Source organism: Pseudomonas sp. ZY71 (assembly GCF_036542145.1).
In the GTDB taxonomy this organism is placed as follows: Bacteria; Pseudomonadota; Gammaproteobacteria; order Pseudomonadales; family Pseudomonadaceae; genus Aquipseudomonas; species Aquipseudomonas koreensis_A.
In genome coordinates this window covers 4,208,050-4,227,270 of sequence record NZ_CP144274.1, presented here as the reverse complement: position 1 = coordinate 4,227,270, position 19,221 = coordinate 4,208,050, and the positions used below count along the sequence as shown (strand labels likewise).

The window sequence follows — 19,221 nt, the reverse complement described above, 5'->3', positions numbered from 1 at the left end:
TCAACTTTTGAAAGGAAGTCAGTTATTAGGTCCTCAAGATTTTTATCGGCTGTTTTTATCTTCTTCTGTGATGCTCCAATCGGTCGTGTCCGACATTGTCAGCTGATTCAATGACTTCTTCGATCGTATTAAGTTGTCCTTTGTGCTCTCTGATGTTCGTGATCAAATTTATAGTTATTGGCGTTGCTGTTTGTTTTGCAGCTGCTGCACGGTGATGTCCATCTAGAATATAGAAGGTGCCCTGATGTTCTGCTACGTCTATGGGATAGCTGATATCGTAGCCATCTGCTCGCATCTGATCTCTTATTTTTTCGACGCGTTTAGTTGAATTTTTTCCCATAATTGCATGCGTTCGCTTCACTGAATGTGGGTCAACGCCATGAATCAAGTCCGGTAATTGTGGATCACCCTCATCAACCTTAGCCCCATCAATCCCACCCGGCACCTCACACCCAGGCTTATTCGGCGGCGGGCAATTGGAACTCAACCCCAACGGATCCACCCACCCCGTCGGATTCGGCACGTACTGGTACTGATTCAGCCCACCCGCCAATTTGATCGGATCCGGCGTCAGATACCGCCCCAGCCGCGGGTCGTAGTACCGATGCCGGTTGTAATGCAGGCCGCTTTCGCCGTCGAAATACTGCCCCTGAAAGCGCAGCGGCTGGTTCAGGTAGTCCTCGCCGGCGAGGGTCAGTGCGGCGACTTTGCCGTAGGCGTCGTATTGCGCGGACCAGACGATGTCGCCGCTGTAGTCGGTGAGTTCCTGCGGGGTGCCGAGATGATCGAGTTGGTAGTAGAACGGGCAGGCTTTTTTCGGGCCTTTGCCGTCGAGTAACGCGAGAGGGCGGAAGGTGCCGGGTTCGTAGACGTAGCTGCGGTATTCGCTTTCGCTGCTTTCGGCGATGAGGTGGTCGCCCTGCCAGAAGAATTCGGTGGTGGCGTCGCCGACGGTTTTGCTGATGCGTCGGCCGAAGGCGTCGTACTTGTAAGACGCGGTCTGGCCGTCGGGGCGGGTCAGGCCGATCAGGCGGTGCTGGCTGTCGTAGCGATATTCGGTGACGAGTGTCTGCGCGCGGCCGCGGCGTTCGCGGATCAGGTTGCCGAAGGCGTCGTAATCGTAGTGGCGGTCGCCTTGCATCAGCAGGCGATTGCCCTTGATCTGGCTCGGGCCGGGACGGTCCTGCATCAGCAGGTTGCCGGCCGGGTCGTGGGCGAAGCTTTCCGGCAGTTCGTCGCGTGAGTGACGTACGCGGATGAGGCGGTCGAGGGCGTCGTAGCCGTAGGTGCGTTGGCCGTGGCGGCTGTCGGCGATGTGCGCGAGATTGCCGTTGGCGTTGTAGGCATAATCGCGGCGGTACAGCGAATCGCGCTGATGGCCTACGGCGTGGGCGAGTAATCGTCCCTGATCGTCGTAGGAATATTCGCTGAGCAGCAGGCCCTGCTGGCGTTGCCGTTCGCGACCGGACTGGTAGACGTGACGGGTCAGCGGCGCGCCGTTGAGGTCGATGTCGGTCAGCGCGCCGCCCTTGGCATGGCGGTAGTCGAGCACGCTGTTGTCCGGCAGGCGCATGCGCTTGAGCTGACCGCAGGCGTCGTAGCGGTAACGCAGAGTGCCCCAGCCCTGATGCTCGGTGATCAAGCGGTCCTGGCGGTCGTACTCGAAGGCCAGCGGGTGTTGCTGGCCGTCGTCGACCCCAATCAAACGGCCGAGACGGTCGTATTGATAAGTGACCTTGATCCCGTCCGGCAGAGTTTTGACCAGCAGCCGGCCAGAAGCATCGCGTGCATATCCGGTAATCAGCGTCGAACCGTCATCACCGAACTCGGTCTTCTCCAGCAGATGCCCATTGAGGTCATAGGCATACGCCGTGCGCTGACCATCAAAACCGCATTCCTGGCGAATCAGCCCGGTCGGCGTGTAGTCCAGCCGGTATTTTTCCCCGAACTCGTTTTCGATCTCGGTGAGCAATAACTGCGCATGGTCGTAGCGGTACTGCACCCGCGTGCCGTCGGGGTTGATCCGCCGCGAAACCAGGTGCAGATCGTCGTCATATTCATAACGGGTGATGCGCCCGAGTTCATCGCGCTCGGCAGTGACCTGGCCGTAGGCGCCGTAGCTGTAGGCGCGGGTGCTGCCGGTAGGAAAAGTCGTCTGAATCAGTCGGCCAACGGCGTCCCAATGTTGCCGGGTGACTGCACCGTGTTCGTCCGCAGTCGTGGTCCGGCGCCCCAGTGCGTCGTAGGAAAAGCGCCGCACGCCACCGTCGGGCAGTGTTTCTTCGGTCAACTGGCCGAGGGCATTCCAGACCAAGCGATGCCGGCTGCTGTCCGGGTAGCGGATCGACAGCAACTGCCCCCGGGTGTCGTAGTAATAATGGGTGACCTGGCCGTCGGGGTCGACCGCTTCGGTGACATCGCCCTCGGCATTGCGCCGGTAGATCCACACCGCATCGCCGCGCGAACGCCGAAACAGGAAACCGTTGCGATACTCGTAGGACGTGGGCGCCTCATCCGGTGGAATCAGCGCGATCAGCCGTCCGACCTCGTCGTAGCGGTATTCGGTGACGGCGCCCAAGGCATCCTGCTCGGCGATCAAGCGCCCCGAAGAGTCATAGGCCTTGAGCTGTTCACCACCGTCGGCCGAGACTTTACGCACCAGCCGCGCACGCTCGTCGTGGACGTAAGTCTCTTCAGTGCCATCGACGTAATGCACCGCCACGCTACCGTCGTCGTTCCAGACGTAGCGCGTGTCCATCTGCGAAAACGATGCCCAGTGGCGCACGCAACGCGCCGATTTCCCCGAACGCTCCCACTCCCAGAAGAAACTCGCGCCGCCGGCCAGTTGCCGCTGCAGAATCACGTGCGCGTCGTCGTAGTCGTAACGCTCGCTGTCACCGACGGCGTTGCTGGCTTCGATCAGGTGCTGATAGGCGTCGTAGCGGTAACTGACCAGCGCCTGTTCGGTACTCCAGGCGCCGTCGCGAAACACCTGATAATCCACACCCAGCAACTGCGCACGGTCATAGCGCAACAGCAGCGAGCGCCCGGCGCCGTTGTCCAGGCGTTGCACCCGGTCAGAGCGATCGCGCTGCACCGTCAGACGATTGCCATAGGCATCGCTGATCGCCGTCAGCCGTCCTGCGCGAAAGTGATAGAACCGCGCCGTGTCCCCGGCCAGCGCTAAGATCAGCTCTTCCGGCTCATCGCCAAGAAAAATCGCGGCCCGCGACAGGCTGTTGTGAATCGCCGGTCGTTCAACGCTCGGCAACGGAAAACGGGTACGACGGTTTTCGTGGTCAATCCAGACCACAAAGTCGCCTTCAAAGACCAGCAGATGCGCCAGCGAATGACTCCAGCCAAACCCCAGCCCGGTATCGATTTCCACCGCACTGCTGCGATACAACCGTGTGAACTCGAACGGCAACACCCCATCGAGCACCGCATCGGTGAGGGTCAGCAGTTCTTCGCCAGTGACCATCGACACCGGACAACCGTTGGTACAGGTACGCGGCACGCAATCGGCGCTGTCGCCGTTGGGGTTTTTCGCCTGATCCGGCGAGTCGTCGTGAGGCTCATGCCGTTCCAGCCGGCTCGAAGCGCCAGACTTGTCCCGCACAACAGGCGCCGGATTCGGCACCGTCAACACCAGCGAATCGGCCTGACGAATGTTCAGCGGTATCGACGGTGTCGGTTTCAACTCAACGTCACGCACATTAAGCATCAGCGGCTTCAAAACGCTGGCATGCCGCGTCAAATCCGCCGAGGACGTCAGTTCGGCCAAGCGCAAAGCCGACGCCGCCAGCCATTCCCGCGCCCGCGGCGACTTGATCTTCGCCAGCACCTTGCTGCTCAAACGCACCGGCACGCCGACGCCACCCCACAACCCCATCAGCAGAAAACTGATCAGCAGTTCGACCCGCACCTCGGCCACCACTTCGGCCAGGTATTGCGGCGGCAGCATCTTCAGCCAACTGGTAAACGCGGCCAGATGAATGAACAGCAACGGTTCGTCACTGAGGATCAGCAGACCGTTGGCAATGGCGTCGCTGGAGGCATTCAATAACGCCTCAAGCTCGGCCTCGCTGAGGTACTCCAGCAATTTTTCACTGTTGGCCTGCAAGTCGGCGAGGAGGGCGAATACCTGTTTGATGTCATCCCAAACGCCATTCAGGGCTTTCTCGAATCCACGCCAGTCGGCCTGTTGCAACTGACCGTAACGCTGAAGAAATCCGGCGCTGGAAAACTCCGTCCACTGGGGTTGAAACCCTGCCCACTCAGCGCGCAGCCAGCCTTCCAGGCCTGCAATGACACCTTCATAAGAGGCATACAGAGCACGCACATGGTCGGTGGACACATCGGGAAAGAAGGTGATGCGATAACGCTGGCCCCGATCGCAATCGGTCACCTGCAGAATGCCGCTGGGGCCGATGGTGTGGTGCCGTGGCTCGCCGAAAGTCAGCACGCCGCCGACATCGGCAAGCACCGGCTCGAGGGTTACCGGGGTGTTGCCAATCGGCACAAACCGCGCGGCCTCGAACATATGTACCAGCGTCAGCGACCCGCTGGCCGAGCACATGACCACCGATGAACTGAGCGGTTGGCGCGACTTGATCGGCGCGCTGAGGCGCACGTCGTTACCGACGGTGAAGACCTGCTCGACATCCAGCGCGGTGCCTGTCCAGAACTGCTCGGCCCAGGCGTCGTAGTGGTTCAGGCACAGGCGGAATTCGCGGATCAGGTGTTCAAAGTCCGGCTCGTCCGGGTTCAAAGCAGCAACAACGAGCAGGCCGATGCTGTTGTTCAGGGCCAGCAGCCGATCGGTTGGAAGCATTCGCAGTTCTCGCGCACATCAAAAAGGTGCGGGGACTTTGCGGGGGATCAAACAGGAAAGAAGTCGGGCGAGTAGGTGATATCTGTAGGATGTTTCGACATGGTTTGTAGGGCGGTATAGGGTTTCGTTTTTTCGTTCACAAGAGAGGGCTTTTACCTACCCAGGTGCCTTCAATGACAAAAGGATCAAGCGTCATGTCCAACACAGCCGAGCGGGTCAACATCGTCGACACTCAGGTGTTGTCCCATGACTGGTATCTGCTGAAGAAAATCACCTTCGACTATCACCGCAACAATGGCGAGTGGCAGCGACAGACCCGTGAGGTTTACGACCGGGGAAATGGCGCTGCGATTCTGTTGTTCAACCGCGAGCAGCGCACGGTGGTGCTGACACGGCAGTTTCGTTTGCCGGTATTCGTCAATGGTCATGATGGTCTGTTGATAGAGGTGGCTGCAGGCTTGCTCGAAGGCGCTGCGCCGGAACAGCGGATTCGCGATGAAGCCGAAGAGGAAACCGGTTATCGCGTGCACGATGTGAAGAAGGTGTTCGAGGCCTACATGAGTCCCGGCTCGGTTACCGAGAAGCTGCACTTTTTCATTGCCGAATACGACGCCGCATCGAAGGTCAGCGACGGTGGCGGTCTGGAAGAAGAGACCGAAGAGCTGGAAGTGCTGGAGTGGCGATTCGATGACGCGCTGGCAGCGTTTCAGCGCGGTGAGATCTGCGACGCCAAGACCATCATGCTGTTGCAGTATGCGGCGATGAATAACTTGTTTAACGGATAAATCCAAAGATCGCAGCCATCGGCAGCTCCTGCAGGAAACGCATTCCAGGGTAGGAGCTGCCGAAGGCTGCGATCTCTTGATCTGTATTAACTGGCTAAAATAGATCCCCGGTTTTGCCAACCGTCGACCAGTTGCCACCCTCCAAGGTCAGCAAGCGCTCTTTCGCCTCAAGCCCACCGGCAAATCCGGTCAGCTTTCCCGACGCGCCAATCACCCGATGACACGGCGCGACGATGGAAATCGGGTTGCGTCCGTTGGCGGCGCCTACTGCCCGCACGGCGCTGGGATTGCCGATCTGTTCGGCAATCTGGCTGTAGGTCCGCGTCTCGCCAAATGGAATGGTCAGCAGCGCTGCCCAAACCTTTTTCTGAAAGTCGGTGCCGGTGAAATCCAGTTCCAGATCAAAACAGTCACGCGTCCCGGAAAAATATTCTTCAAGTTGTCGAGCGGTTCGAATCAGGATCGGATTGTCGTGTGCCTCAATCATCGGCCCGAGGCGCACGCGGTTCGGTTTGTCGTTTTCCCAGAGGATGGCCGCCAGTCGTGAGCCGTTCGCGACCAGCTTCAGCTCGCCGACGGGCGAGGGCAGGGTGATGAACGTGTAAGGCATGACGGCAGACTCCGGATCAGGGCGGCAACAGCGCCCAGCATACTGCCTGATCGGGGAGGCGCAATACGCAAAGCCGACCATACTGCTTGGTGCTCTTGCAGCGTTCCCCCCCTCTGTTTTGCACAGACCCTGAAAACAAAAAAGAGATCGACTCATGAAGTACGAACCTTTGGCCAAATCGCTGATAGCGACCTCACTGGCACTCAGCTGTCTCATGGCTCACGCGGCGTCAGTCGCACCGGTTGCCGCCGAAAACGGCATGGTGGTCACCGCGCAACATCTGGCGACCCACGTGGGCGTCGACGTATTGAAAAGTGGCGGCAATGCCGTCGATGCGGCGGTCGCCGTGGGTTACGCGCTGGCGGTGGTTTATCCCGCAGCCGGTAACCTCGGTGGTGGCGGTTTCATGACCATTCAACTGGCGGACGGGCGCAAGACCTTCCTCGACTTCCGCGAAAAAGCGCCGCTGGCGGCCACCGCCAACATGTACCTCGACAAGGAAGGCAACGTCATTCCCGATCTCAGCACCCGTGGGCATTTGGCGGTGGGTGTGCCGGGCACCGTCTCTGGCATGGAACTGGCGCTGAGCAAATACGGGACCAAACCGCGCAAGGAGATGATTGCCCCGGCGATCAAACTGGCGGAAGACGGTTTTGCGCTGGAGCAGGGTGACGTCGAGTTGCTGGAGTACGCCACCGATGTGTTCAAGAAAGACATGCGCGATTCAGGCTCGATCTTCCTGCACAACGGCGAGCCGATGCAGGTCGGGCAGAAACTGGTGCAGAAGGATCTCGGCAAGACCCTGCGGACGATTTCCGAGAAAGGCGCCGACGGCTTCTATAAAGGTTGGGTCGCGGATGCCATCGTGACGTCGAGTCAGGCTAACAAAGGCATCATCACCCAGGCCGACCTCGACAAATACAAGACCCGCGAACTGGCCCCGGTGGAGTGTGATTACCGTGGTTATCATGTGGTCTCGGCGCCACCGCCAAGCTCCGGCGGGGTAGTGATCTGCCAGATCATGAACATCCTCGAAGGCTATCCGATGAAGGATCTGGGCTTCCATTCGGCTCAGGGCATGCACTATCAGATTGAAGCGATGCGCCACGCGTATGTTGATCGCAACAGCTACCTCGGCGATCCGGATTTCGTCAAAAACCCGATCGAGCACCTGCTGGACAAGAACTACGCGACCAAACTGCGCGATGCCATCCAGCCGCAAAAGGCCGGTGTGTCGGCTGAGCTAAAACCTGGTGTGGCGCCCCATGAAGGCAGCAACACCACGCACTATTCGATCGTCGACAAGTGGGGCAACGCGGTGTCGGTCACCTACACCCTCAACGACTGGTTCGGCGCGGGCGTGATGGCGAGCAAGACCGGGGTGATCCTCAACGATGAAATGGACGACTTCACCTCCAAGGTCGGCGTGCCGAACATGTACGGTCTGGTGCAGGGCGAAGCCAATGCGATTGCGCCGGGCAAGGCACCGTTGTCGTCGATGAGCCCAACCATCGTCACCAAGGACGGCAAAGTGGTGATGGTGGTCGGCACACCGGGCGGCAGCCGGATCATCACGGCGACTTTGCTGACCATGCTCAACGTCATCGACTACGGCATGGGCCTTCAGGAAGCAGTCGATGCGCCACGCTTCCATCAGCAGTGGATGCCGGAGGAAACCAACCTCGAAGACTTCGCCGCCAGCCCGGATACGCGCAAGATTCTCGAGAGCTGGGGCCACAAGTTTGCCGGGCCGCAGGACGCTAACCACATCGCTGCGATTCTGGTCGGCGCACCGTCGCTGGGGGGTAAACCGGTCGGCAAAAACCGTTTCTACGGCGCCAATGATCCGCGCCGCAACACCGGCTTGTCACTGGGGTACTGAGGGGCGTAAAAAGGGGGCGGGCCCAGGTCCGCCCCTGTCTCAAGGACTGATCAAGGAAGGCTCATCATGACCACCGCATTACTGATCATCGACGTCCAGCGCGCCCTCTGCTCGGGCGAATACCAGTGCCATGACATTCACCGGGTGATCGACACCATCAACGGTCTCAGCAGCCGTGCGCGCAAGGCTGGCGTGCCGGTGGTGCTGATTCAGCACGAAGAAAAGGACAGCCCGTTGGCCCAGGGTGCCGAAGGCTGGCAATTGGCCGAAGGGCTTGAGACATCGCCCAAAGACCTGCGCGTACGCAAAACCACCCCGGACTCGTTCTACCAGACAGACTTGCGCAAACTGCTGCCGAGCGAAGATTTCGAAAAACTGGTCATCTGCGGTCTGCAAACCGATTACTGCGTCAACGCCACCGTGCGTCAGGCCCATCAACTGGGTTATGACGTAGTGCTTGTGGCCGACGCGCATTCCACGGTCGACAACGGCAACATGAGCGCCGAAGACATCATCGCCGAGCACAACAAGGATCTGGCGCATCTGACTGGCTCCGTGGCGCGTATCGACGTCAAACCCGCAGCCGACATCGCGTTCTGAAGCGTACACAAAACCTTGTGGGAGCGAGCCTGCTCGCGAAGGCAGTGTGTCAGTCGACATTGATAGTGGCTGATCCACCGCTTTCGCGAGCAGGCTCGCTCCCACAGTGATTGCTAAACCCTGATTGCGATGCACATCAGGGATTTCCGCTGGCAGCACTGGCATACTGCGCGCCGTCCGAAGAATGGAATCTCTCGATGTTCGCGATCTCCCTGCGTCATGCCTTGGCTCTGATGTCCCTTGCGTTTGCCGCTGTCACCCAGGCCAGCAGTTTCGATTGCGCCACGACCAACAGCAAAACTGAAAAAGCCATTTGTGGTGACCCGCAGATTTCGCTGCTCGACGAGAAGCTGGGCAAGCTGTGGCATTCGACATTGGCTAATGTCCCCGATGCCCAAATCCTCAAGACTGACCAGCGGCGGTGGCTGAAAAATCGCAACGCCTGTGGTGAACAGACGGCCTGTTTGCGCCGCCAGTACCTGATGCGCCTGACCGAACTTGAACACGCCACTCAGCCCTTCAGTTGGGACGCGACCTGGCAGCTTATTCCGCCGGGGACTTCAACCTCGGCGACGGTGATAACCCAGCGCCGCGATGCTACGCACATCAGCATCGACATTACGGCAGCTGAGGGCGCCAACTCCGGTGATCTGGACGGCATCGCCACACTCAAGGACGGTAAGGCCGTTTATTCGGAAGACGAGTGCACCCTGTTGTTCACTCCCATCAACGGTGTGCTGGATATTTCGCTCGTAGGTGCAGGCGGATATTGCAGTGCCGGATTGGGCGTCTACTACACCGGCCGTTTTGTCGCCTCGCAGCAACCGCTGGCGCTGGATTACGACATGCTCAGCCTGGGCTTGGCTCAAACTCCGGAAGAGAACCAGGCACTGCACACGTTGCTCAAGACTGATTATCAGACGCTGGTGGAAAAGTCTGGCTCGTTGATGACCGCTGAGCCTTCCGCTGATGTGCCGGGCAGTCAGGTCTGGGAGATGTGGATGCGCGGCCTCGGCGGTACCGGCGTCTTGATGCGGTCAACCGCTGGGCATTTCTGGGTGCTGCTGGTGACCTACGACAGTACCGGCCACTCGCGTCTGCGCTATTACACCAACGCTGCGAAATGGAAAAAACGTCTACCCGACGCCTTGCACGACTGGAACGAGCGCATGAAAGATTATCTGGAACTCCCCGTAGACTTCATGCCCTGATCTGCGCAGCACTCCTCCATCAAGTCGCAAACAAAACCCCACGAATCTCCCCCACCCGCGGCGCTACGACCACGCCCTCCAGCACCATCCGCGTGATCGTCTGCGCCGCCGTTTGATAATCCTCATCCTGCGGCACTTCGCGCCCCATGATCTGGCCCATCTGCCAGCCGATGTTGGTGTACGTGCGCGTCGCCGACCAGATGAACAGCATCAAATGTTCAGGATCCACCGGCGCGAGCAAACCGCGCTCGATCCAGCTGCGCAGGCATTCAACATTGCGCCGCGCTTCGGCATGCAACAGATCGCGGCACTCATCCGGCAACTGTCGACCGCCCAGCAGCAACTCGCCGCTGAACACCTTGGCAATCGCCGGATGCTCGCGGGCAATACGAATTCGCGCGGCGACGTAGGCGCGCAGCCCCGTCAGCGGATCATCGCTTTCACGCAGCACCGCCGAGGCTTCCAGTAACGGCTCGACAAACCCCAGCAGCACTTTGCTGTAGAGGTTTTCCTTGGTCTGGAAGTAGTAGTACAGATTGGCCTTGGGCACCCCGGCACGTGCGGCGATGTCGCGGGTCTGGGTGGCGTCGAAGCCTTTGGCGGCGAATTCTTCGCTGGCGGCGGCGAGGATCAACTGCTCGTTGCGTACGCGGATGGCACTCATGGACACACGGCTTTGCTGGACGGCATGGATAGGTTCTGGCGATTTTGGTTTCGCAATATACAAAACTATATAGCGATGAAGCCAGCATACTCGAAGGGCAGCGCTATGCTGCTTCGATCATTGATTGGAAACGGAGCGGGCGTATGACTCTTCAGGCAGTGCGAGCCGCCCCGACACATCTGGATGCGGTGGCGGCGTTGTTCGACGCTTATCGAGGTTTTTACCAGCAGCCGTCGAACCTTGTGCAATCGCGAGCCTTCATCGCTGAACGCATGGCTGCCAGCGAATCGGCGATTTTTCTTGCTCAGGATGAACACGGTGAAGCGCTGGGTTTCGTGCAGTTGTATCCGACGTTCTCGTCCATCGATGCGCACCGCACCTGGCTGCTCAGCGATCTGTTCACCGCGCCCGCCGCCCGTGGGCGGGGCGTGGGTCGATTGCTTATGAACACTGCACGCGACTTCGCCTTGGCGACCGGCGCCAAAGGGCTGGTGCTGGAAACCGCCACCGACAACTTCACGGCGCAAGGCTTGTACGAGTCCCTCGGCTACATACGCGACAGCGGTTATTACACCTACATCCTCGACTTGCGGCAGGGCTGAGCAAGTTTTTTTGCCGATTTCCCCAATTCAGGCTTTCGCCCGAGCGCCGCTCTCTCTAGAATCCGCCCGGCCTTCGCAATGAAGGCTCAATGCCATCATCTGGTTATGTACACATAGGGACGGACATCATGCAATTCGGGAAAATTCTGGCGCTGGGGCTGGTACTTGCGCTGGGCGGTTGTGCCAGTTTCACCAAAGACGAAGTGGCGCCGGTGACCATGCCGTCGATGGCCAGCTATACCAACAAGCCAAACGTCTACGTCGATTTCGATTTCTACCAGGGTGAGCCGAAAAGTGGCTCCGCCGTGGAAGTGCCACAAGCCCGTGATCAACTGAAACCACAGCTGCAAAAAATCCTCACTGACTCGGGTCTGTTCGGCCGTGTCACCCTGGATGAATTCCAGAAGCAGCCGGGCGATTACAGCCTGCGTCTGAAAATGTACAACCATCCGCCGAATGCCGGTTCCATGGTACTGGCCTTCATCAGCGGCTTCAGCATGATGGTGATTCCAGCGTATGGTACCGATCAGTACACCTTGAGCCTGGAAGGCATGGATGGCCAGGGTCAGGCCCTGACCACCGCGAGCAACCACGATGCGGTCGGCACCTGGTTCGGCATCTGGTTTATCCCGCTGATGGCCAACACGCCTAAAGAAGCGGTGAATGACACCTTCACCCGTCAGGTCAACGCGCTGCTCAAGCAGATGGTTGATAGCAAGAACCTGAAGTACTCGGCACTCGAAACCGGTATTCCTCGGGCTTGATGCGAAACAAAAGAGCCGCGATTGCGGCTCTTTTTTTGCCCTTACTTCAGGGCCTGAATGAACTGTGGATCGCTATACAGTTCTTTCAGCAAGTCACGCACCATCGGGTTGTAAGCGTTGACCGCGTTCGGGATCGCAATGAAGCCGAAGAAGCTGCTGCTCCACTGGCTGCTGACATTCTTGGTCGCGTCGTACACCACATCGTTGCCGTTGAGCAGGGTGAAACGTGCCGCAAGTTTGCCGTCGCCCGTGCCCATGCCGGCGTACAGTTCGTTGTTCACCACCAGCACTTTCAACTGACGCTGAGCCTGCGGATCAAGCAGGCCGGCCTTGCGCAGTTCTTCGGTGATCGCATCCTGAATGTGCGCCGGGATGCTGCCGGACGGCGAGCGAACCGGATTGGCACGCACCACCAGCGAACCTTCACCGGATTCGGCCGTAACCTGAGGATTGCTGATCGCATGTAGCGGTGGGGTTTGCTTGAGCTTCTGCACGTTCTCGAAGCTTGGCTCGTAGCGGGTCATGGTCATGCCACAGCCTTGCAGCAGCACGGCCAGCATCGGGATCAACAACAGCGACTTCTTCACGGCAGTTCCTTGCGTGGGAATAGAGGAGGGCGCGAATTATGGGCAGAGTGCCATCATTGGGCAACCTCGTTCGTCTGCGCTTTGAGCAATTGTTCGATCTGCGCCAATTCCCAGGTACTGAGCAAGCTCACCGGATCGGTGCCATAACGCTGCCAGCTTTCTAGCGCGCCTTCTTGCCCATCGCCGCTGCGAGCAAATTCACAGTGGTGCAAGCGGCCACCTTCGACATCCAGGAGCAGTTGCCAGCCCTCGATATCGACCGCGATCAGTCCCGCTGCGGTGGGCCCATCGCAGATGTTGAAAGCGAGCACACCCAGCGCAGCGTCACGCAGACGCTGGCAGACCTCGCGGGCGCTCAGAAATGCAGACATGTTCAACTCAACGGTTACCGGAGCGCGTCAGCATAAAGCCCGAACCCACAAGTGTCAGCGTTCACTGGCCCGATCCGCGACAATTCCGTAACATCCGCAACCCTCTTTTTCCCGAACACCTGCAGCCGCGCTCGGCGGTTGCTCAATCAGGTAAGCCATGAAACCGATTCGTCTGCGCGCCGATGTCCTGGCCGGACTCACCACCTCGTTTGCCCTGTTGCCCGAATGCATTGCGTTCGCGCTGGTGGCGCACCTCAATCCGCTGATGGGCCTGTACGGCGCGTTCATCATTTGTACGCTGACGGCGTTGTTCGGCGGGCGGCCGGGCATGGTCTCTGGCGCGGCGGGTTCGATGGCCGTGGTCATCGTCGCGCTGGTGGTGCAACACGGCGTGCAGTATTTGCTGGCGACGGTGTTGCTTGGCGGTTTGATCATGATGGCGTTCGGGCTGCTGCGCCTGGGCAAACTGGTGCGCATGGTGCCGCATCCGGTGATGCTCGGCTTCGTCAACGGGCTGGCGATCATCATTGCGCTGGCGCAGCTGGAGCACTTCAAGAGCGGTGAAGAATGGCTCAGCGGTACGCCGTTGTACCTGATGACCGGGCTGGTGCTGCTGACCATGGCCATCGTCTATATTCTGCCGCGTCTGACAAAAGCGGTGCCACCGGCGCTGGTGGCGATCCTTGGCGTCGGCCTGCTGGTTTACCTGTTCGGCCTGCCGACCCGCACCCTTGGCGATATGGCGCACATTGCCGGCGGCTTGCCGACTTTCGCTTTGCCGGACATCCCGTGGAGTTTCGAAACCCTGCGCATCATTGCGCCTTACGCGATTCTGATGGCGCTGGTCGGTTTGCTGGAAACCCTGCTGACGTTGAACCTCACCGATGAAATCACCGAAACCCGTGGCTATCCGGATCGTGAGTGCGTGGCGCTCGGTGCGGCGAATATGGTCTCGGGTGCGTTCGGCGGTATGGGCGGTTGCGCGATGATCGGTCAGACGGTGATCAATCTTAGCTCCGGTGGGCGTGGGCGTTTGTCCGGTGTGGTCGCTGGTGTGCTGATTCTGTTGTTCATTCTGTTTCTGTCGCCGCTGATCGAGCGTATTCCGCTGGCGGCGTTGGTGGGTGTGATGTTTGTGGTGTCGCAGCAGACTTTTGCCTGGGCGTCGTTGCGGGTGCTGAACAAAGTGCCGCTTAACGATGTGCTGGTGATCATTGCTGTGACCACTATCACCGTGTTTACTGATCTGGCCACTGCGGTGCTGTGCGGCATCATTATCGCCGCGCTTAACTTTGCCTGGCAGCAGGCTCGCGAGTTGTACGCCGATGAGCATCTGGAGGCTGACGGCAGCAAGCTTTATCGTTTGCATGGCACGTTGTTTTTTGCCTCGACTGCGCCGTTTCTCAATCAGTTCGATCCGGCTAATGATCCGGCTCGGGTGACTTTGGATTGTCGGCATTTGAGTTTTGTTGATTATTCGGCGATTGCTGCTTTGAAGACTTTGCGCGAGCGCTATGCCAAGGCGGGTAAGCATTTGCAGGTGTTTCATTTGTCTGAGCGGTGCAAGAAATTGCTGAAGCGGGCGGGTGAGGAGCATCACTGATTATCTGGCTGACCGGGTACATATCCGTTGCTGCGGGTGTTGCTGATTAGGGTTCCGCCCTTACGGCGGGTCACTTTTTCCAGACGCCGAAAAAGTAACCAAAAAGGCTTGCTCCTGCGTGCGGCCCGCTCGCTGGGGCTCGGGGTTCCTTCGCTGCGGGATCGATCCGGGCGCAGCGCCTACGGTTTGCTTCGCTGCACCTCCTCTCGCTGTGTTTGGCTGCGCCAAACGGTCGCTGCGCTCCCACGCCCGGATCAATCCCTCCACTCAGCCTTCCGACGTCGCCCGTGGATCAAGAGCTGCAGCCGAGCTAACGCTCATCCTGTTGAGTGGGGCGGCTTTGCCGCTTGGGTTGTACGCACGTTAAAACTGTGGGAGCGAGCCTGCTCGCGAAGGCGGCCTGACAGCCGACCAATTTCTTGCTGATGTACCCGATCCAACTGTGGGAGCGAGCCTGATCGCGAAGGCGGCCTGCCAGCCGACCAATTTCTTGCTGATGTACCCGATCCAACTGTGGGAGCAAGCCTGCTCGCGAAGGCGGCCTGCCAGCCGACCAATTTCTTGCTGATGTACCCGATCCAACTGTGGAGTGAGCCTGCTCGCGAAGGCGGCCTGCCAGCCGACCAATTTCTTGCTGATGTACCCGATCCAACTGTAGGAGTGAGCCTGCTCGCGAAGGCGGCCTGCCAGCCGACCAATTTCTTGCTGATGTACCCGATCCAACTGTGGGAGCGAGCCTGCTCGCGAAGGCGGCCTGCCAGCCGACCTGTTTCTTGCTGATGTACCCGATCCAACTGTAGGAGTGAGCCTGCTCGCGATGGCGATGTGTCACTCAAAGATGCTTTGAATGACACACCGCTATTGCGAGCAGGTCAGCTCCAACAGGTTTTGTGTAGCCGGATTCAGATGGCGGGGAAGTCAATATCGGTCAGCGCCGCGTTGTTCAGGTAGTTGGTCAGGCTCTGCACGGCCACCAGTGCAATCACTTCAATGATCTTCACGTCGTCGATGCCGGCAGTGCGGGCGGCGGCGATCTGTTCATCAGTCAAATGGCCGCGGCTTTCGGTCAGCTGACGGGCGAGGGTGGCGTAGGCGTTGAGTTCGCCTTGGCGGGCGGCGACGATGTCTTGCGCCGAGAGCCCGGCCTTGCCGGCAAACAAGGTGTGGGCCGCCAGGCAATAGTCGCAACCGTTGACCTGTGAGGTGGCGAGGTACACGGCTTCTTTTTCCTGGGCGCTCAGCGAGGTTTTGCCGAGGATCGCCGAGGCTTGCACGTAGGTTTCGAGGGCCACTGGTGCTTTGGCCAGGGTGGTGAAGACGTTGGGCAGGAAACCGATTTTCTTTTTCACGCCTTCCAGCACAGGGCGGCTGGCGTCGGTGGCGGTTTCGAGGCTGATAGCGTGGATGCGGCTCATGGTGATGCTCCGAGAGTCCGGTGCGAAGTGCGCCGGGGATGGAGGTCATGTTATTGAGCGAAGCTGGTGGATTGGCGGCAAATCGTCGAGGATATGCGGCAGATCGTCCAGATATGCTCTTGGAGTCGTCCATGGATCGCCTTTCAACATTGCTCAGCCATTTCGGCGTGACTGCCGGCACTTTTCACAGCGGCACGTTCTGCGGCGTCGCGGTTCATGAAAATGAACAGGTCGGCCATGTGCATTTGTTGCAGGCCGGCGAGTTGCTGCTCAAGCCGTGCAGCGAACGCGAGATCCGCCTCAGTGAACCGTCGCTGATTTTCTTCCCCCGACCTTTTGCCCATCGCATGTTCGCCGACGAGGCGATGGACACCCGAGTGGTCTGCGCAACGCTGACGTTTGACGGCGGTTCCGGTAATGCGCTGGCGGCGGCGCTGCCGGATTATCTGGTGCTGAAACTGACGGACATCCCGGAGCTGGGCAACACCGTGGAGTGGCTGTTCAAGGAAGCGTTCGAAGGTCACTGCGGGCGCGTGGCAGTGATGGATCGCCTGTTCGAACTGCTGGTGATTCTGTTGTTGCGGCACTTGATCAGCAGTCGCGAACAACAACCGGGGATGATCGCCGGGCTGGCCGATCCACGTCTTTCGCGCGCCTTGAACTCGATGCACGAGCAACCGCAAAAACCCTGGAGCGTGGCGGATCTGGCCTCGGTCGCCAACTTGTCCCGTGCCGGGTTTGCCGAGCAGTTTCGCCGCGTTGTCGGGCAGACCCCGGCCGATTATCTGCTGAGCTGGCGGGTCAGTCTGGCGCAGAAACGCCTGCGCGAAGGCAAACCGATTGCGCTGATTGCCGAAGAGGTCGGTTACGAAAGTCCGTCGGCGCTGGCGCGGGCGTTTCGGCGCAAGACCGGGCTCAGCCCTCGGGAGTGGAAGGCGGGCGCCTGAGGCTCATTTGGCGAATTTCTTCGCCCCGGCCACGCACAGGATCACGCCCAGCGTCACGGCGAGCATGCCGAGGCTGACGTGTTCATGTAGCAGGGTCGCCGCCAACGCCAGACCGAAAAACGGCTGCAGTAATTGCAACTGACCCACCGCCGCAATCCCGCCCTGAGCCAGGCCGCGATACCAGAACACAAACCCGATCAGCATGCTGAACAGCGACACATAGCCCAGACACAACCATGCCGACAGACTGACCGTGCTGAACGAGGCGGGCGCCCGCCACAGACTCAACACTGCCATCACTGGTAGCGACAGCACCAGCGCCCAGCAAATCACCTGCCAGCCGCCGAGGGTGCGTGACAACTTCGCGCCTTCGGCATAACCGAGCCCGCAGGCGAGAATGGCGGCGAGCATCAGCAGGTCACCGGTGGGCGAGGCAGTCAGCCCTTGTGCCAGCGCGAAGCCCACCACCAGTGCGCTACCCAGTACGGAGAAAATCCAGAACACCGGTCGCGGCCGCTCCCCGCCGCGCAGCACGGCAAAAATCGCCGTGGCCAATGGCAGCAATCCGACAAACACAATCGAATGCGCCGACGTCACGTGTTGCAGCGCCAGTGCAGTCAGCAGTGGGAAACCGAGCACTACGCCCAGCGCGACAATCAACAGTGACAAGCACTGATCGCGCGCCGGACGCCGTTCGCGAAACAGCCACAGCAGGGCCACCGCCACGACCCCGGCGATGGCGGCGCGGATCACAGTGAGAAACACCGGATCGAACTCCAGCACCGCCAGACGCGTGGCCGGCAGCGAGCCGCTGAAGATCACTACGCCGATAAAACCGTTGATCCAGCCGCTGGTTTTTTCCATTGCCGGGGTGCTCAGGTTCGAAGTCTGTTCCATGCCAGATCACGCTCAGGAGTGGGTTGCGTTGCGGCCATGCTAGAGCCGAGAATCAGCACAATCAAAGAATTGTCATGGATACATCCGGCATGCCACGTTCGCGCTACAAGACACTCGTTGATGCCTATGCGGCAGACATTCGCTCGGGCCAGTTGCCGCCGGGTACGCGGTTGCCGACGCACCGGCAACTGGCCGCTCAGGAAGGGCTGGCGCTGGTCACAGCCTCGCGGGTGTACGCGGAGCTGGAGGCGATGGGCCTGGTCAGTGGCGAAACCGGGCGCGGCACGTTCGTGCGCGAAACCTCGCTGTCGCCGGGGCAGGGCATCGATCAGAAACAGGTGGCGGTGGGCATGATCGACCTCAATTTCAACTACCCGTCATTGCCCGGTCAGGCGGATCTGTTGCGCACCGCGCTGCGCCAATTAGCGTTGTCCGGGGATCTGGAAGCGTTGCTGCGTTATCAGCCGCACGCCGGTCGCGCCCACGAGCGCGCGTCCGTCGCTCGGCATCTGCTGACGCGCGGGGTGACGGTCGAAGCCGAGCAAGTGCTGATCGTCAATGGCGCCCAGCAAGGCCTGGCGGTGACGCTGATGGCTCTGCTCAAACCCGGCGATGTGATTGCCGCCGACGCGCTGACTTATTCCGGGTTCAAGGTCTTGGCCGAGGCGCTGCATCTGGAAGTCGTGGCGATCCCGTTCAGCGATCAGGGGCCGGATCTCGCGGCGCTGGACACACTCTGCCGCAGCCGCTCGGTACGTGCCGTGTACAGCATGCCGACGTTGCACAATCCGTTGGGTTGGGTGATGCCGTTGGCGCAACGCGAGCAGTTGGTGTCTATTGCCCGTTGTCATGATCTGACACTCATCGAAGACGCGGCCTACGCATTTCTGGTGGAAAACCCACCGCGTACGCTGATCGATCTGGCGCCGGAGCGCACGGTGTACGTCTCGGGCCTGTCGAAAAACATCGCCACCGGCCTGCGCGTCGGTTTCATCGCCGCCCCGACAGCGCAGGTGCCGGCACTGGAACGCATCATCCGCGCCACCACCTGGAACACCCCCGGCATCATGAGCGCCATCGCTTGCGGTTGGCTCGACGACGGCACGGTGACGCTGCTTGAAGAACAGAAGCGCAACGACGCCAAAACGCGGCAAGCGTTGGCGGCCGCAGTGCTGAAAGGACTGCCGAGCATTGGCCATCCGGCGTCGTATTTCCTCTGGCTGCCGCTGCCGGAAGATGTGCGCGCCGATCAGATTGTCGTCGAGTTGATGCACGAGCAGATTTCCGTCACCACGGCGGAGCCGTTTTCGGTGTCGGGTCATGCGCCGCATGCGATTCGTCTGGCGCTGGGTTCGGTAGAGATGGATGTGTTGCGCCAGGCATTGATCAAAATCAGAAGGACCATTGGCGCTTACCTGTAAAAAACAAAATGCTACCCTTGCGCCGCCC

At 59.8% G+C, this 19,221-nt stretch carries 16 protein-coding genes; 9 read left to right on the top strand and 7 right to left on the bottom strand.

Translation table 11 applies throughout. From position 1 onward, the window contains the following. Positions 1-55: 55 nt before the first annotated feature. Positions 56-4,834 carry an RHS repeat-associated core domain-containing protein gene (locus VY732_RS18715; RefSeq protein WP_331691456.1) on the bottom strand — a complete coding sequence of 1,593 codons (4,779 nt, stop codon included), beginning with the start codon at positions 4,832-4,834 and terminating at the stop codon, positions 56-58. Between the two features lie 194 nt (positions 4,835-5,028). Here VY732_RS18715 and VY732_RS18710 point away from each other — a divergent pair, with 194 nt between their 5' ends. Beyond that, complete coding sequence (locus tag VY732_RS18710; protein ID WP_077573579.1) at positions 5,029-5,619, top strand: NUDIX domain-containing protein; 591 nt, start codon at positions 5,029-5,031, stop codon at positions 5,617-5,619. Positions 5,620-5,713: 94 nt separating this feature from the next. Here VY732_RS18710 and VY732_RS18705 read toward each other — a convergent pair whose 3' ends face one another. Continuing rightward, positions 5,714-6,229, bottom strand: a complete 516-nt coding sequence (locus VY732_RS18705) for a methylated-DNA--[protein]-cysteine S-methyltransferase (protein WP_331691455.1) — start codon at positions 6,227-6,229, stop codon at positions 5,714-5,716. Positions 6,230-6,383: 154 nt separating this feature from the next. On the opposite strand from VY732_RS18705, the gene ggt reads away from it, so the two are divergent. The 3 genes from ggt to VY732_RS18690 all read left to right on the top strand — a co-directional run bounded on the left by ggt (position 6,384) and on the right by VY732_RS18690 (position 9,922). Continuing rightward, positions 6,384-8,111: a gamma-glutamyltransferase gene (gene ggt / locus VY732_RS18700; protein ID WP_077573577.1), complete on the top strand. Its 1,728-nt coding sequence runs from the start codon at positions 6,384-6,386 to the stop codon at positions 8,109-8,111. A 66-nt stretch (positions 8,112-8,177) separates the two neighbouring features. Then, positions 8,178-8,711, top strand: coding sequence for a cysteine hydrolase family protein (locus VY732_RS18695; RefSeq protein ID WP_331691454.1), 534 nt, complete (start codon positions 8,178-8,180; stop codon positions 8,709-8,711). A 197-nt stretch (positions 8,712-8,908) separates the two neighbouring features. Continuing rightward, entirely contained in the window at positions 8,909-9,922 is a 1,014-nt protein-coding gene (locus VY732_RS18690; protein WP_331691453.1) for a lysozyme inhibitor LprI family protein, read from the top strand. Positions 9,923-9,941: 19 nt separating this feature from the next. On the opposite strand, the gene VY732_RS18685 is transcribed toward VY732_RS18690, so the two are convergent. Beyond that, entirely contained in the window at positions 9,942-10,586 is a 645-nt protein-coding gene (locus tag VY732_RS18685; protein ID WP_331691452.1) for a TetR/AcrR family transcriptional regulator, read from the bottom strand. Positions 10,587-10,729: 143 nt separating this feature from the next. On the opposite strand from VY732_RS18685, the gene VY732_RS18680 reads away from it, so the two are divergent. Both VY732_RS18680 and VY732_RS18675 read left to right on the top strand, forming a co-directional pair. Further along, positions 10,730-11,188 carry a GNAT family N-acetyltransferase gene (locus VY732_RS18680; protein ID WP_331691451.1) on the top strand — a complete coding sequence of 153 codons (459 nt, stop codon included), beginning with the start codon at positions 10,730-10,732 and terminating at the stop codon, positions 11,186-11,188. 128 nt (positions 11,189-11,316) lie between these two features. Next, the gene (locus VY732_RS18675; protein ID WP_123594203.1) at positions 11,317-11,952 is read left to right on the top strand and encodes a hypothetical protein; all 636 of its coding nucleotides are present in this window, start codon (positions 11,317-11,319) and stop codon (positions 11,950-11,952) included. A gap of 41 nt (positions 11,953-11,993) precedes the next feature. Here VY732_RS18675 and VY732_RS18670 read toward each other — a convergent pair whose 3' ends face one another. Together VY732_RS18670 and VY732_RS18665 are read right to left on the bottom strand one after the other, a co-directional pair. Beyond that, entirely contained in the window at positions 11,994-12,539 is a 546-nt protein-coding gene (locus VY732_RS18670; protein ID WP_331691450.1) for a hypothetical protein, read from the bottom strand. 53 nt (positions 12,540-12,592) lie between these two features. Then, positions 12,593-12,910: a DUF7693 family protein gene (locus tag VY732_RS18665; RefSeq protein WP_123594205.1), complete on the bottom strand. Its 318-nt coding sequence runs from the start codon at positions 12,908-12,910 to the stop codon at positions 12,593-12,595. 157 nt (positions 12,911-13,067) lie between these two features. On the opposite strand from VY732_RS18665, the gene VY732_RS18660 reads away from it, so the two are divergent. After that, positions 13,068-14,513 carry a SulP family inorganic anion transporter gene (locus VY732_RS18660; RefSeq protein WP_331691449.1) on the top strand — a complete coding sequence of 482 codons (1,446 nt, stop codon included), beginning with the start codon at positions 13,068-13,070 and terminating at the stop codon, positions 14,511-14,513. A 902-nt stretch (positions 14,514-15,415) separates the two neighbouring features. On the opposite strand, the gene VY732_RS18655 is transcribed toward VY732_RS18660, so the two are convergent. Continuing rightward, complete coding sequence (locus VY732_RS18655; protein ID WP_150731295.1) at positions 15,416-15,928, bottom strand: carboxymuconolactone decarboxylase family protein; 513 nt, start codon at positions 15,926-15,928, stop codon at positions 15,416-15,418. Between the two features lie 131 nt (positions 15,929-16,059). Between VY732_RS18655 and VY732_RS18650 the strand changes: the two genes are divergently transcribed. Continuing rightward, positions 16,060-16,875: an AraC family transcriptional regulator gene (locus VY732_RS18650; RefSeq protein ID WP_331691448.1), complete on the top strand. Its 816-nt coding sequence runs from the start codon at positions 16,060-16,062 to the stop codon at positions 16,873-16,875. A gap of 3 nt (positions 16,876-16,878) precedes the next feature. Here VY732_RS18650 and VY732_RS18645 read toward each other — a convergent pair whose 3' ends face one another. Further along, entirely contained in the window at positions 16,879-17,772 is an 894-nt protein-coding gene (locus VY732_RS18645) for a DMT family transporter (protein ID WP_331691447.1), read from the bottom strand. Between the two features lie 89 nt (positions 17,773-17,861). Between VY732_RS18645 and VY732_RS18640 the strand changes: the two genes are divergently transcribed. Then, a complete protein-coding gene (locus VY732_RS18640) occupies positions 17,862-19,193 on the top strand; it encodes an aminotransferase-like domain-containing protein (RefSeq protein ID WP_331695883.1) in 1,332 nt (443 codons plus the stop codon). The last annotated feature ends 28 nt before the right edge of the window (positions 19,194-19,221 follow it).